Origin of the sequence: Albibacillus kandeliae, from assembly GCF_003116585.1 — a bacterium.
Lineage (GTDB): Bacteria > Pseudomonadota > Alphaproteobacteria > Rhodobacterales > Rhodobacteraceae > Albibacillus > Albibacillus kandeliae.
Genome location: NZ_QEHM01000003.1, coordinates 244814 through 258528, shown reverse-complemented (window position 1 = coordinate 258528; position 13715 = coordinate 244814). Strand labels below are relative to the sequence as shown.

General features: G+C 67.4%; 15 protein-coding genes and 1 tRNA gene. 10 read left to right on the top strand and 6 right to left on the bottom strand.

The window, feature by feature from the left end; translation table 11 throughout:
• Nucleotides 1-10: 10 nt before the first annotated feature.
• The 3 genes from DDT93_RS07155 to DDT93_RS07145 form a co-directional block, all read right to left on the bottom strand.
• A complete protein-coding gene (locus DDT93_RS07155; RefSeq protein WP_109465126.1) occupies nucleotides 11-1033 on the bottom strand; it encodes a hypothetical protein in 1023 nt (340 codons plus the stop codon).
• Between the two features lie 192 nt (nucleotides 1034-1225).
• Nucleotides 1226-1301, bottom strand: a tRNA-Ala gene (locus tag DDT93_RS07150).
• A 72-nt stretch (nucleotides 1302-1373) separates the two neighbouring features.
• The gene (locus DDT93_RS07145) at nucleotides 1374-1700 is read right to left on the bottom strand and encodes a TIGR02300 family protein (RefSeq protein WP_109465125.1); all 327 of its coding nucleotides are present in this window, start codon (nucleotides 1698-1700) and stop codon (nucleotides 1374-1376) included.
• Nucleotides 1701-1798: 98 nt separating this feature from the next.
• Here DDT93_RS07145 and DDT93_RS07140 point away from each other — a divergent pair, with 98 nt between their 5' ends.
• The 6 genes from DDT93_RS07140 (at nucleotide 1799) to DDT93_RS07115 (ending at nucleotide 7237) form a co-directional block, all read left to right on the top strand.
• Entirely contained in the window at nucleotides 1799-2479 is a 681-nt protein-coding gene (locus DDT93_RS07140) for a M48 family metallopeptidase (RefSeq protein WP_109465124.1), read from the top strand.
• Between the two features lie 58 nt (nucleotides 2480-2537).
• On the top strand, nucleotides 2538-3182 hold the full coding sequence (locus DDT93_RS07135; RefSeq protein ID WP_408607921.1) for a GntR family transcriptional regulator: 645 nt from the start codon (nucleotides 2538-2540) through the stop codon (nucleotides 3180-3182).
• 13 nt (nucleotides 3183-3195) lie between these two features.
• A complete protein-coding gene (locus tag DDT93_RS07130) occupies nucleotides 3196-4410 on the top strand; it encodes an MFS transporter (RefSeq protein ID WP_109465122.1) in 1215 nt (404 codons plus the stop codon).
• 174 nt (nucleotides 4411-4584) lie between these two features.
• Nucleotides 4585-5598: an ABC transporter substrate-binding protein gene (locus DDT93_RS07125; RefSeq protein ID WP_109465121.1), complete on the top strand. Its 1014-nt coding sequence runs from the start codon at nucleotides 4585-4587 to the stop codon at nucleotides 5596-5598.
• Between the two features lie 54 nt (nucleotides 5599-5652).
• Nucleotides 5653-6420: an ABC transporter ATP-binding protein gene (locus DDT93_RS07120; RefSeq protein ID WP_109465120.1), complete on the top strand. Its 768-nt coding sequence runs from the start codon at nucleotides 5653-5655 to the stop codon at nucleotides 6418-6420.
• Entirely contained in the window at nucleotides 6413-7237 is an 825-nt protein-coding gene (locus DDT93_RS07115) for an ABC transporter permease (RefSeq protein ID WP_109465119.1), read from the top strand. The genes DDT93_RS07120 and DDT93_RS07115 overlap by 8 nt, the downstream gene beginning before the upstream one ends.
• Nucleotides 7238-7427: 190 nt before the next feature.
• Here the strand turns inward: DDT93_RS07115 and DDT93_RS07110 are convergent, their stop codons facing one another.
• Entirely contained in the window at nucleotides 7428-8390 is a 963-nt protein-coding gene (locus DDT93_RS07110; protein WP_109465118.1) for an acetyl-CoA carboxylase carboxyltransferase subunit alpha, read from the bottom strand.
• Nucleotides 8391-8510: 120 nt separating this feature from the next.
• On the opposite strand from DDT93_RS07110, the gene DDT93_RS07105 reads away from it, so the two are divergent.
• Both DDT93_RS07105 and DDT93_RS07100 read left to right on the top strand, forming a co-directional pair.
• The gene (locus DDT93_RS07105) at nucleotides 8511-9353 is read left to right on the top strand and encodes an AraC family transcriptional regulator (protein ID WP_109465117.1); all 843 of its coding nucleotides are present in this window, start codon (nucleotides 8511-8513) and stop codon (nucleotides 9351-9353) included.
• Nucleotides 9350-9940 carry a GyrI-like domain-containing protein gene (locus DDT93_RS07100; RefSeq protein ID WP_109465116.1) on the top strand — a complete coding sequence of 197 codons (591 nt, stop codon included), beginning with the start codon at nucleotides 9350-9352 and terminating at the stop codon, nucleotides 9938-9940. The genes DDT93_RS07105 and DDT93_RS07100 overlap by 4 nt, the downstream gene beginning before the upstream one ends.
• Nucleotides 9941-9946: 6 nt before the next feature.
• Here the strand turns inward: DDT93_RS07100 and DDT93_RS07095 are convergent, their stop codons facing one another.
• Entirely contained in the window at nucleotides 9947-10543 is a 597-nt protein-coding gene (locus DDT93_RS07095; protein WP_109465115.1) for a LysE family translocator, read from the bottom strand.
• Nucleotides 10544-10615: 72 nt separating this feature from the next.
• Here DDT93_RS07095 and DDT93_RS07090 point away from each other — a divergent pair, with 72 nt between their 5' ends.
• Nucleotides 10616-11068 (top strand): Lrp/AsnC family transcriptional regulator, encoded by a 453-nt coding sequence (locus DDT93_RS07090; RefSeq protein WP_109465114.1) that lies wholly within the window; start codon nucleotides 10616-10618, stop codon nucleotides 11066-11068.
• A gap of 7 nt (nucleotides 11069-11075) precedes the next feature.
• Here DDT93_RS07090 and DDT93_RS07085 read toward each other — a convergent pair whose 3' ends face one another.
• Complete coding sequence (locus tag DDT93_RS07085) at nucleotides 11076-11975, bottom strand: LysR family transcriptional regulator (protein WP_109465113.1); 900 nt, start codon at nucleotides 11973-11975, stop codon at nucleotides 11076-11078.
• A 126-nt stretch (nucleotides 11976-12101) separates the two neighbouring features.
• On the opposite strand from DDT93_RS07085, the gene DDT93_RS07080 reads away from it, so the two are divergent.
• The gene (locus tag DDT93_RS07080; protein ID WP_109465112.1) at nucleotides 12102-13712 is read left to right on the top strand and encodes an ABC transporter substrate-binding protein; all 1611 of its coding nucleotides are present in this window, start codon (nucleotides 12102-12104) and stop codon (nucleotides 13710-13712) included.
• Nucleotides 13713-13715: the final 3 nt, after the last annotated feature.

The following is a 13715-nucleotide window of genomic DNA, read 5'->3' as shown; positions in this document are numbered from 1 at the left end:
GGCGTTTGGCTCAATGTCCGACTGGGTCCGGGGGCCGGGGCGGATCGATGTGTACGACGACCGATCCCCTGACATCCACGGGTGGCCGGGTATTGGCGATTTGACCGATGGTCGCGGAGCTCTCCCTCCCGAATACCGTCTGCATGGCCCAGATGTATTCGTGGGCGAGGATGACATTGCGCGCGGGCCCGCTCAGGTCGTTGGCGAAGGACAGCTTGCCGAGCGTGTCGCTGAGATGGGCGGCGGCGCGGTCGGCAAGGTGGTCGGCCAGCTGCGACAGCTCTGCGAAGCCGGAGCTTCCGAAGACGGGCACCGTGGGGTTCGAGTCGCTGTCGACAAGGCCCGCGGATGCGGCCTGCGGCGGTGGCTCGGCGGACTCTCCGAGAAGGAAGCGCAGAAACACTGCTGGCCAGTCCTGCTGCCGCAGGTCGTTCAGCATGGCGGCGGTCTTCTCCGACCAGACCATCGTGAGGGTTGCGGCTCCGAGGGTGATTTCGTTGGTGCCGATCGCATTCTCGACCGGGGGATAGACGGCCCAGAACACACCGCGCCAGTAGGGGTGATCTGCGGTCAGGCGGGTATCGGGAAGGTCGATGCGGTTGCGGAGATGTCGCCACAGGAACCCGTCCATGACCGTTCCGAAGAAGACGGCGTAGAAGGCGTGCGGCAGGCCCTTGGCGGCGAGTTCCTGTGCCAGTTCCGCGAGCAGATCCTGTGCGTCGTCCAGAAACGCCCCGGCCGCCGTGTTCATTCGGTCCCGCAGGGGGCGGATCGTATCGGGCCCGAATCTCGGGATTCGGGAGCGCACCTTTCCATCCCGCCGTTCCAGCACGTTGAAGGCGGAGAGGTCCGTCAGGGCGTCCTCGGACACGCTGATCCCGACGCGGGCGAGGTCGGCGAGGCTGCACCAGTCCGCGGCCTCGAACAGGAGCCGACCGTTCCCGCCGCTCCGGACAAGGGCGTGCGGGGTCTTTCGGGCGCCAAGGCAGAAGCAGTGCAGCGACCAGTCTGCCAGATCGTCGGGTTGCGTCACGTTGGCGGTCTCCTCCCCTCCCGTCGGCTGCACCGTCGCAGCGATAGGGCGGCGCCGCAAGGTCGGCCGTGACGGGGCAAGGGGAGCGTGGGCAAGGAGGCAGCGAGAGCTGCGCGGGGCTTGTCTAAGAGACAGGAGAGGCGAACTCCCCGAGGGGGAGAACGGACAGTCTGAGATGGGTGATGGGAAGTTTGGTGGAGCCTAGGGGGATCGAACCCCTGACCTCTTGCATGCCATGCAAGCGCTCTCCCAGCTGAGCTAAGGCCCCGTAGTGCGCCGCTGAATAGGCGCTTCGCCGGGCGGGTTCAAGCGAAAAATTCCGCCCGGCGCGAGAGTTTTTTCAGTCGTCGTCTTCGCCGGAAACATCCGCGATATCGTCGAGCGAGACGTCATCCTCGTCTTCGTCGTCTTCCAGCAGATCGTCGTCCAGATCCACATCGACGTCGTCGTCATCGAGAATCACGTCATCGTCGTCGCTGGCCATGGACTTCTTGGCTTTCAGCGTCGCGGCGTCCTCGGCATCGGCCGCGATCATGCGGGCCTTGCTGGTATCGATCTCGACAACTTCGCCCGTGTAGGGGCTGATGATCGGATCCTGGTTCAGGTCATAGAACCGTTTACCCGTAGTCGGGCAAACGCGTTTCGTGCCCCATTCTTCCTTGGGCATTGGCGTCCCCTTGAAATTGTGATGGTCATATCGACGATTCAGGTCGCTTGCCATATGAGGTGGGGACTGTCAAAGCCTTTGGCAATGGGGGCGTACGCATGGCCGACCATCACCTGCCCGGTGTGCCGCCGGTGCCTCTGATCCTGCGCAAATCGACCCGCGCGCGGCGGATGACGCTCAGAATTTCCCAATTGGACGGGCGGGTTACGCTGACCATGCCTCGAGGCGTGCCGGAACGCGAGGCGATGGACTTTGCCCGCAGCCGCGAGGACTGGATTCGCCGTCACCTTGCGGGTCGGCCGGTGGAGCAGGCCATCGATCTGGGGGGCGAGGTGCCGGTCGAGGGGCGGATCCTGCGAATCGTCGAGGCCGGAGGGCGCCGGGTGACGCTTGGCGCGGCCGAGATCGCGGTTCCGCGCGGGCCGGTGGGGCCCCGGTTGCAGGGCTATCTCAAGACCCTCGCGCGCGACCGGCTCGCCACGGCCTCGGAACATTATGCCGCCGCACTGGGGGTGACGTTCAGCAAGATCACCCTGCGCGATACCCGGTCGCGCTGGGGATCCTGCACATCCGACGGGGCGCTGATGTACTCTTGGCGGCTGGTGATGGCGCCGCCCGAGGTGCTGCGCTACGTCGCGGCGCACGAGGTCGCGCACCTGGCCGAGATGAACCATTCGCCGGCCTTCTGGGCGGTAGTCGAGCGCCTCTACGGTCCTTACGCCGAGGCGCGCGGCTGGCTGCGCGGGCAAGGCAACGCGCTCCATCTCTACCGGTTCTGAACCCCGGCGGGGCGGGCTCTTGACGGGTTCGCGCTTTGTGATCACAAGTGTCGGCATGATGACACCCCGCGCCTCCGAAGCCGTTCCTGCCGCCCATGACCGGGTCTACCGGACCCTGAGAACGCGCATCATGCACGGCGAGATCGCGCCGGGTGCGGCGCTGACCCTGCGGGGCATCGGCAAGGAGTTCGATGTGTCGATGACCCCCGCGCGCGAGGCGGTGCGGCGCCTGGTGGCGGAAGGGGCGCTGTTCCTCTCGTCCTCGGGGCGGGTGTCGACCCCGGAGCTCAGCAACGAGCGGATCGAGGAACTGGCGGCGCTCCGGGCGCTGATCGAGGTGGAGCTGGCCAGCCGGGCCCTGCCGCGCGCGCACATGGCGCTGATCGACCGGCTGACCGCAATCAACAATACCATCGGCGAAGTGATCGTGAACCGCGATGCCGTGGGCTACATCCGCAGCAACCTCGAGTTTCACCGCACGCTCTACCTGCGGGCGCAGGCGCCCGCGATGCTGGCCATGGCCGAGACGGTCTGGCTGCAGCTCGGTCCGACGATGCGGGCGCTCTACGGGCGGCTCCGGCGGACCGATCCGCCGCATTATCACAAGCTGATCATCGCCGCACTCAAGGCTGGGGACGAGCCGGGGCTGCGGCTGGCGGTGCGGTCGGACGTGACCCAGGGTCTGCGTCTTCTGACCTCCTGAGCGGAGCGGCGGCATGGAGTTCGACAGCCGGCACAAACCGATCATCGCCTGGGCGGCTTTCGTCGTCGCCGCGCTGTTCTTTCTCTTCGAGTTTGTCGCCCGGATCGAACCGAGCCTCGCCACGAGCGAGATGGCTGCCGACTTCGGCCTGTCGCGCGCCGGGTTCGGCGTGCTGTCGAGCCTGTTCTTCTGGGTCTACGCCCCGATGCAGATCGTCGTGGGCCTGCTGTTGGACCGCTTCGGAGCTCGCCGCCTCGTGTTGCCCGCGATCCTCGTCTGCGCGCTGGGGGTCGCCACGGTCGGGCTGGTTTCGTCGCCTGTGCTGGCGGGGGTGGGCAGGCTGGCCACGGGGTTCGGGGCCTCCTTCGCCTTTGTCGGCGCGCTCTACGTGGTGAACCACTGGTTCCCGTCCGAGCGGTTCGCGGTGCTTTCGGGGGTGGTGAACGCGGTGGGAATGCTGGGCACCGCCGTGGGTGCGGTGGTGCTGACCGGCGTGGTCGGCTCCATCGGCTGGCGCCCGACCTTCCTGGCGACCGGGGCCTTCGGGCTGCTGATATTCGCGCTGGCGGTCCTGCTGTTCCGCGACGCCCCGGCGCAGCAGGAGGATGTCGAGGTTCATGACTCGCCGCTGGGGCCGCTCTACGACATCCTGCGGGATTCACAGGTCTGGCTGATCGCGGTGATCGGTGCGTTGCTCTACCTGCCAATCAATGTCTACGGCGGGCTCTGGGGCAACTCCGAGCTGGCGCAGGACCACGGGCTGTCCCCGATTGCCGCGGAGACGGCGGTGAGCCTGCTGTTCTGGGGCATGGCCGCAGGCAGCATCGGCGCAGGGGCGCTCTCGGACCGGCTGGGACATCGCAAGTGGATCGTCTTCGGCGGCGGTGTCGCGGCGGCGGTGATCTGGTCGGGGGTGCTGTTCTCCGGCACCGGGTCGCTGTGCCTGCTGGCGGTGCTGCTGTTCCTCGCCGGGCTGTTCGGCGGGGCGCAGATGCTGACCTTTGCCATGGCGCGCGACGGGCAGGATGCGCGCTCGGCCGGGACGGCGATTGCCTTCGTCAACATGGTCGGCATCGGCGCGGCGCTGGTGTTTCAGCCGCTGGTCGGCGCGCTGGTCGACCGGCTGGGCAGCTTCGCTCTCGCGCTGGCGCTTCTGCCGCTGGCGCTTGCGCTCGCGGCGGCGCTGACACTCCTCGTCAGGGAAAGCCGCCCGCAACCCAAGGCATGACGGGCGGAGCTGGGGCCGCAATGTGGGTATCACTGCACGGCGAATGGCGGGAGAACCCGGCGCCGGGCGGGCATACAGGCGGCCTTTGCGGATTGCACCTTTTTGCCGATGCGCCTTAAACTCTGCCCGAAGACCGCCCCGACGGGGCGTTGACTGCACTTTGGGAGGAACATCATGACCAATTTCACTCGGCGCGCCGCGCTGGGCATGGCCGGTGGCGCGGCAGTGCTGCCGCTGCTCGGCAGCCCGGCCCTGGCCAACACCAAGCTCACCGTCGGCGCCCTGCGCTTCACCAGCCACGCGGCGAGCTTCGTCGCCTACGAGCGCGGCTACTTCACCGACGAGGGGCTGGACGTGGAGTTCAAGTTCTTCGAGGCGGCGCAGCCGATGGCGGTGGCGATCGCCTCGCAGGATGCCGATTTCGGGGTGACCTCGATCACCGGCGGCCTGATCAGCCTTGCCGAGAAGGGCGCGGCCAAGGTCATCGCCGGTGCGCTGAGCGAGGAAAAGGGCATCGACGGCCAGATGATCCTAGCCTCGAACGCGGCCTACGATGCCGGTCTGACCGCCCCGGCGGCGCTGGACGGCAAGAGCTTTGCGGTCACGCAGCCCGGATCGTCCTTTCACTACATGGGCGCCAAGATCGCCGAGGCGGAAGGCGTCAGCCTCTCCTACAAGCCGCTGCAGAAGGTCGGGGCGATCATCGGCGCGATGAAGTCGGGACAGGTCGACGCCTGGACCATCGTGCCCCACATCGGCAAGGCCCTGACCGGCGGCGGCGCGGTCAAGCAGATCGGCATGGTCGCCGACTACCTGCCGGGCTACCAGGTCACCACGGTCTTCACCTCGGCCAAGAACGCCTCGGAAGACCGGGCCAAGACCGAGGCCTTCCTGCGCGCCTTCTCGCGCGGGGCCGACGACTTCAACGCGGCGCTGGTCGACAAGACGGTCGATGCGGCGCAGCAGGAGGAGATGGTCAAGCTGATCCACAAGTACGTCTACGAGGACCAGCCCTTCGAGAAGGCCTCGACCTCGATCATCAATGGCGCGATGCGGATCAACAAGGACGGCGCGCTGAACATGGGGTCGGTGAACGACCAGGTCGACTGGTTCAAGTCCGAGGGTCTGATCAAGGATTCGATTACGGTCGACACCCTTGTCGATACCTCCTATGTCGAGCTGACCTGATACCCTAGGACGACGGGCCGCCGGCACCGCCTGCGGCCCCTCCGCTCTCTGCCCATGAACCTGACCCTCGACCAGATCACCCACCGCTACAGCGGGATGCCGGTGCTGCAGGAGATATCGCTGGAGATCCCGGCGGGCGAGATCCTCTGCATCGTTGGCCCCTCGGGCTGTGGCAAGTCCACCCTGCTGCGTCTGATCGGCGGGCTGGAAAAGCCAGACGAGGGGCAGGTGCTGCAGCTTGGCACCCCGCCGGAAGGCTGCCTCAACCCGCTGACCTACGTGTTCCAGGACTTCGCGCTGCTGCCGTGGCGCACGGTCGGCGGGAACATCTCGCTGGTGCTGGAAGACCACGGCATCAAGGGGCGCGCGGCAGATGCCATCATCGACGACGTGCTGGCGCGCACCAAGCTCTCGGATTTCCGCAAGGCGCTGCCCCGGCAGCTCTCGGGCGGGATGAAGCAGCGGGTGGCGATCGCCCGCGCGCTGGCGGTGAACCCGGCGGTGATGCTGCTGGACGAACCGCTCTCGGCGCTCGACGCGCAGACCCGCGAACTGCTGATGGACGACCTGCTGGCGCTCTGGACCCGGGCGCCCTTTACCGCTGTCTACGTGACCCACAACCTGAACGAGGCGGTGCGCCTCGGCCACCGCATCGCCGTGCTCTCGCGCCGTCCCGGCCGGGTGCGCGAGGTGGTGGAGATCGACATCCCGCTGGCCGAGAGGCACGCCGGTCTGGCCCGGCTCGACGAGGTGCAGGCGCATCTCTGGGGCCTCATGCGCGACGAGGCCATGGCGGCCGACCAGGAGCTTCTCGATGTCTGACGCGACGCTGCCGGGAGAGCCCCGCGCCACCGCCGCCCGCCCGGTGCCCTTCCGCGGCGGCGGCTTTCGCCCCGAGGCCAAGCGCGGCGTCGGGCTCATGGTCTTCGTGGTGCTGCTGCTGGTCATCGAATGGGGCACCCGGGCAGGGTGGATCGGCAACCTGACCCTGCCACGCCCTTCCGACGTGGGCGCGACCCTATGGGATCTGGCCGCCTCGGGGCGGCTCTGGGAACACCTCGGGCCCTCGCTCTCGCGCCTCGCGGTGGGCAGTCTGCTGGGGGTGACCACCGGCATCGCCGTCGGGGTCGCCATCGGGCTGTTCTCCTACGCCCGCGCCGGGCTGGTGCCCCTGGTCGCGGCGATCTTCCCGATTCCCAAGATCGCGCTGCTGCCGCTCTTCGTGATCTGGTTCGGCATCGACGAGCCCAGCAAATACGCCCTGATCGCGCTGGGCACCTTCACGCCCACGGTGACCTCGACCTATGGCGCGGTCGACAACGTGGACCGCACGCTGATCCGCATGGGGCAGAGCTTTGGCCTGTCATGGTGGAGCATCGTCTCGAAGATCGTGCTGCCCGGCGCGCTGCCCGGCATTCTCTCGGGCCTGCGCGTCTCGCTCGCCATCGGGATCATCCTGCTGGTCGCCGCCGAGATGCTCGGCGCCGAATACGGCATCGGCGCCTATGTGCTGCAGGCGGGCGCGCTCTACGATCTCGAGCGCCTGTTCGCGGGCGTGGTGATCCTGTCGGTGATCGGGGTTCTGGTCAGCTGGCTGATCGGGCTGGCCGAGAAACGCCTGCTGCGCTGGCGCGGCTGAGGCGGGAGGGGGCCAGCCCCCTCTTGGCCTGCGGCCAATTCACCCCCGGGATATTTCCAACCCAAAGAAGCGGGAGCCGCTGTCCTTCTTTGGGTTTCAAGTATCCCGGGGGGTGCGGGGGGCAGCGCCCCCCGATGGATAGGTGTCGTAGGCGTGGACGCCGGAGGGGCGCGACCCTGACTAGCAGGGATCAGGCGGCGAGTCCCTTGGAGCCGAGCTTGAGGTACTTCTGGCGGCGTTCCTTGACCAGGACGTCGCCCTTCTTCTTCTCGAGGTCCTTCAGCATCTCGGCGATGGCCTTGCTGACCGAGGCCATGGCCGCCGTCTTGTCGCGGTGGGCGCCGCCCTTCGGTTCGTCGATGATGCGGTCGCAGATGCCGAGGGTCTTGAGGTCCTTGGCGGTGAGGCGCAGGGCCTCGGCGGCCTCGCGCATCTTCTCGGCGTCCTTCCAGAGGATCGAGGCGCAGCCCTCGGGGCTGATCACCGAGTAGATCGAGTGTTCGAGCATCGCCACGCGGTCGGCGGTGGCGAAGGCCACGGCGCCGCCGGAGCCGCCTTCGCCGATGATCACCGAGATCAGCGGGACGGGGATCTGCAGGCAGGTTTCGGTCGAGCGGGCGATGGCCTCGGACTGGCCGCGCTCCTCGGCGCCCTTGCCGGGATAGGCGCCGGCGGTGTCGACCAGCGTGATCACCGGCAGGCCGAAGCGGCCGGCCATCTGCATCAGGCGCACGGCCTTGCGGTAGCCCTCGGGGCGCGCCATGCCGAAGTTGTGGTCAATGCGCGACTTGGTGTCCGAGCCCTTTTCGTGGCCGATGACCATGACGGGCGTGTCGTTGAACCGGGCGAGGCCGCCCATCACCGCGAGGTCGTCGGCGAAGTTCCGGTCGCCGGCCAGCGGCGTATACTCGGTGAACAGCGCGTTGATGTAGTCGCGGCAGTGGGGCCGTTCGGGGTGGCGCGCGACCTGGCATTTCCGCCAGGGCGAGAGGTCCTTGTAGAGGTCGGCCAGCAGTGTCGCCGCCTTGGCGTCGAGCGCGGCCGCCTCGTCGGCGACGTCCATCTCCTCGTTGGCGCGGGCGAGGGCGCGGAGTTCTTCCGCCTTGCCTTCGATCTCGGCCAGGGGTTTCTCGAAGTCCAGGTACTGGGTCATCCGGGGTCCCGTTGCTGTTGCTCGCCCCGTATATGTCCCTGTTGACCCGGATTGCAACTCGGCAAGATTTGCAAATGCATCCCGTGGCAGGGTGAGGATGCGAAAGACGAAAGGCAGGGCATGGTCGGGCGCGGTCCCTACGAGGAGAGGTTGCTGAGGGTGGTGGATCACATCCACGACAATCTCGACGGCGATCTTTCGCTGGATACGCTGGCCGAGGTCGCGGCGATGAGCCGGTTCCACTGGCACCGGATCTGGACCGCGATGACCGGCGAGACCCTGGCCCAGACGGTGCGGCGGATCCGACTGCACCGGGCCTCGGTCATGCTGGTCTTCGAGGATGCGCCGCTGGCGCGGATCGCCGAGACCTGCGGCTATCCTGACCAGGCGAGCTTTACCCGTGCCTTTCGCGAGCGGACGGGGCAGACCCCGGGGGCCTTCCGCGCGCGGGGCCGGGCGATCCCGCCCTTGTGGATCGAGAGAGAGGAGAGCGACGTGCGACATGACGTGAGACAGTGCTGCGAGGCGGCGCGCCGGGTGGCGGGGGTGCCGCACCGGGGCAGCTACCAGGAGATTTCGCGCGCCTTCGAGGCCCTGGGCACCACGCTCGGGGCGCGCGGCGCCTGGGGCGAGATGCGCGAGATGGTGGGGGTGTTCTATGACGATGCCCGCAATGTGCCGGTGGAGGCCCTGAGGGCCCATGCGGGGGCCGTGGTGGCGGAGACCTTCGAGATCGCCGCGCCGCTGGAGGAGATCGGCCTGCCCGCAGGCGATTACGCGGTGCTGCGCTACAGGGGGCCCTATACCGGGTTGCAGTCGGCCTATGACTACTTCCTTGGCGACTGGCTGGGGCAGAGCGGGCGCGACCCGGCGGAATCGCCCTGTTTCGAGGTCTATCTCAACACCCCGGCGGAGGTGGCGCCGGAGGACCTTGTCACCGACATCTACCTGCCGCTGAAATGACCGGGAGCAAGATCGACCTCAAGCGGGATGCGTCCTTCTACGGCGGCCGCGCCGGGGTTTGGACGCGTGTCACCATCCCGCCGGCCCGCTATCTCGCCCGCGAGGGGGCGGGCGCGCCGGAGGCCCCCGCATACGCCGCGGCGTTGGCGGCGCTCTACCCGGTGGCCTACGGGGTCAAGTTCGCCTGCAAGGGCGCGGGGCTAGATTTTGTCGTGCCGCCGCTCTCGGCGCAGTGGTGGTCGGAGCGGCGGGATGCCTTCGTTGCCGGGCGGCGGGAGGAATGGCGGTGGCGGGCGATGATCCGGATGCCGGATTTTGTCACGGAGGAGATGGTTGCGGCGGCCTGCGCGGCCAAGGGGCAGGAGGTGGCGCTGGTCGAGTTCGCGGAGGGCGATTGTTTCCAGACCCTGCACCTCGGACCTTATTCAGAGGAGGGGCCGGTGCTGGCCGAGCTGCACGACCGGGTAATGCCCGGCGCCGGGATGACCTTCGGGCTGCCGCACCACGAAATCTATCTCTCCGACCCCCGGCGGGTGGCTGCGGACAAGCTGCGCACGATCCTGCGCCAGCCGGTGGTGCCGGTCTAGCCTTGCTCAGTGTCCGGCGAGGACGGGGTAGAGCGAGGCGACCAGCAGGAGCGCCATGGTCCAGTTGAACAGGGCCAGTCGGCGCGGGTTGGTGAGCAGGCGCGCCATCTGCTGGCCGATGACCGTCCACGACCCGACGGAGGGGAGGTTCACGGCGCCGAAGACGAGGGCGACGAGGGCGATGGCGCCGAGGGTATGGCCGGGCGAATAGGCGCTGATCGCGGTCAGGGCCATGGCCCAGGCCTTGGGGTTCACCCACTGGAAGGCCGCGGCCTGCAGGAAGGTCATGGGCGCGGTGCTGCGGCGGCTGCCGTCGGGCGGCGCGGCCTTGGCGATCTTCCAGGCCAGCCACAGCATGTAGACCACCGAGACGACCTTCAGAACCGTGTAGCTGACCGGGTAGAACTCGAACAGGCCGGCCAGCCCGGCGCCCATCACCGTCACCATCACGGTGAAGCCGATGGCGACGCCCAGCATGTGCGGCACGGTCCGGCGGAAGCCGAAGTTTGCCCCGGAGGCCATCAGCATCAGGTTGTTAGGCCCCGGCGTGATCGACGAGACGAAGGCAAAGAGCACGAGGCCGGAGAGGAGATCGGGTGTCATCGCGGCAAAATCGCTTGGAATCCGGCGAATGTAATTGCGTTTTCAAGCGTCTTGGCCGAGTTTTCGCAATATATGGCGAAGCTGGATCACATAAACGAAAAGATATTGCGCGAGTTGCGGCGTGATGGGCGGATCAGCAACCTCGAGCTGGCCGAGCGGGTCGGGCTGTCGCCCTCGGCCTGCCTGCGGCGGGTGCAGGAGCTGGAGCGGAGCGGGGTCATCAGCGGCTATCGCGCGGTGCTGAGCCCGGAGGCGCGGGGGGTCGGTTTCATCGCCTATATCGGGGTCGGGCTGGGCGAACACACCAAGGCCTCGCAGGAAGGGTTCGAGCGGGCCGTGGCGCGGGCACCGGAGGTGGTGGAGTGCCACAATATCACCGGGACCATCGAGTTCCTGCTGCGCATCGAATGCGCAAGCCTGAAGGACTACAAGACCTTTCACACCGAGGTGCTGGGCACGGTTCCGCACGTGAACGCGATCACGACCTACGTGGTCCTCGACTCGCCCAAGGACGAGAGAGCCTAGGGGGCTCTCAGGCTTCGGCGGTGGACAGCGCGGCCGAGACCTGCAGGGCGAACTTGGCCGAGGCCACGGGGAGGGTGCGCCCGCGCATCTGGCCGAGGATCAGGCTGCCGGGCTGGAGGTCGCGGATGGCGAGCGGACGGTGAACCAGCCTGCTGTCGGCCGAGGCGTCGAGCCCGATCGGGATCTGGAAGCCGAGCGCGTGCTCGTGCAGGACGTAGTGCCGGATCAGCTCGAAGCTTTCGGTCTCGACCACCGGGTTCAGCTGGCGTCCGACCCGCCGGGCGGCGAAGTCGAGCAGGTGCCGGACGCCGTAGCGCGCGTTCGGCGCGACGTGGGGACGGTCGAGGCAGTCGCGCAGGCGCAGCTCGGGCTTGTGGGCAAGCGGGTGATCGGCAGCCATCAGGACATGGACCCGCTGGGGCACATGCTGGATCACCTCGAAGTCCACGAGGTAGACCGGCTCGAACACCAGCGCGAGGTCGGAGGCGTAGGTGGCGAGCTCTTCCTCGGCCTGGGTGCGGTCGCGCACGTTCACGGTAAAGGTCACCCCCGGGTGCTCGGCCCGGTAGCGCGCGATCTGCTGCGGCAGGAAGTAGGGCAGCAGCGCCTGGCTGCAGGCGATGCGGACGTGGCCCCGGCGTTCTCCGGTCAGGTCGGCGACCTGGCCCTGGACCTTGGCGAGGTCGGACTGGGTGAGGCGGTAGTGCTGGAGCAGGAGCTCTCCGGCGGGGTTCAGCCGCACGCCGCCCGGGAGCCTCTCGAAGAGTTCGGTGCCGAACTCCTCCTCGAATCTGCGGATGCGCCGGTTCAGCGCCGAGGCGGTCAGGTTCATATCCTCCGCCGCCTTCCGCATGGAGCCGGAGCGGGCCACCGCCTCGATCAGCGAGAAGGTATACAAGTGCCTCATTTCAACAACTTCCCCAAGGGCGTTGCATTTTTTGCACCGCATATGTGAATTTATAGCATTTTGAGCGAACGATGAAAGGTGGGACGGTTCGGGCAGATCGTTCCTCTTCCAGCAAAGGGTTCGCCCATGCCCACCTCGCGTAGACAATTTCTGAAGACCGGCGCAGCACTTACCGCTGCCGGCATCCTGCCGTTCGCCCGCGCGCTCCCGGCGGGCGCTGCCACCGGGGACACCCTTGTCGCGGTCTCGGCACAGACCATCAACTCGCTGGACCTGCATCGCAGCGGCACCAACCGGGCCTCTTACGCGGTGGCGGTGAACTGCTACGACCGGCTGGTGACCTTTGGCACCAAGCAGGTGCCGGGCGGCGGGTTGAGCTATGACTATTCGACCATCGAGCCCGAGTTGGCCGAAAGCTGGCAGATCTCGAAGGATGGGCTGACGATCACCTTCAAGCTGAAGGATGCGCTGTTTCAGGACGGTTCGCCCGTGACCGCCGAGGACGTGAAGTGGTCGTTCGACCGTGCCGTCACCGTCGGGGGCTTTCCCACCGTCCAGATGAAGGCCGGGGGGCTGGTGCGCCCCGAGCAGTTCGAGGCGGTGGATGCCAAGACCTTCGTGGTCAGGCTCGACCGGCCGTCCAAGCTGTCGCTGCCCGATCTTGCGGTGCCGGTGCCCTTCATCATCAACGCGACGCTGGCCAAGGCGAACGCGACCGAGGCCGATCCCTGGGCAACGGAGTACCTGCACAAGAACACCATAGGGTCGGGCGCGTTCAAGGTGATCCGCTGGGATTCGGGCCAGCAGATCGTCTACGAGCGCTACGACGACTGGGTCGGCGGGCCGCTGCCCGCGATCAAGCGGGTGATCATGCGCGAGGTGCCGTCGGCCGCGACCCAGCGGGCGCTGATCGAGCGCGGCGACGTGCAGGTGGCCTTTGACATCCCCGACAAGGATGCCGCCGAACTGGCGGACAAGATGACCGTCTATTCGACGCCGATCGAGAACTGCATCCACTGCCTTTGCATGAACACCAACTTTGCGCCCTTCACCGATCCGGACGTGCGCAAGGCCGTGGCCTACGCGGTGCCCTACGAGGCGATCTTTCAGGCGGCTGCCTATGGCCGGGGCGCGCCGACCTGGGGCGGTTCCGCCGAGATCACCGACACGGCATGGCCGCGCAAGTCGCCCTACGACACCGATCTCGAGAAGGCCAAGGCGCATATGGCCAAGTCGGGCTACGCGGACGGGTTCGAGACCACGCTGTCGATCTCGACGGACCTTGCCTCGTGGATGGAGCCCACCGCCCTGCTGGTGCAGGAGGCCGTGGGCAAGATCGGGATCAAGGTGACGATCGAGAAGATCCCCGGCGCCAATTGGCGGACCGCCTCGCTGGTCGAGAAGCGCCTGCCGTTCCACCTCGAGAACTTCGGCGGCTGGCTGAACACACCCGACTACTACTTCTTCTGGGCCTACCAGAAGGACCACCTGTTCAACTCGTCGAACTACTTTAACGAGGAGGTCGAGGCCCTGACCGACGAGACTCTGCACATGGCGGTGGACGATCCGGCCTACGCACCCAAGATCCAGCGGATGTTCGAGATCGTCTTCGAGGATCTGCCGCGCGTGCCGCTGTGGCAGCCGGCGCTGAACGTCGCGGTGAACGGTGCCTCGGGCTACGAATTCTGGTTCCACCGCCAGCTCGACATCCGTTCGCTGGCCCCGGCGGGCGCCTGAGCC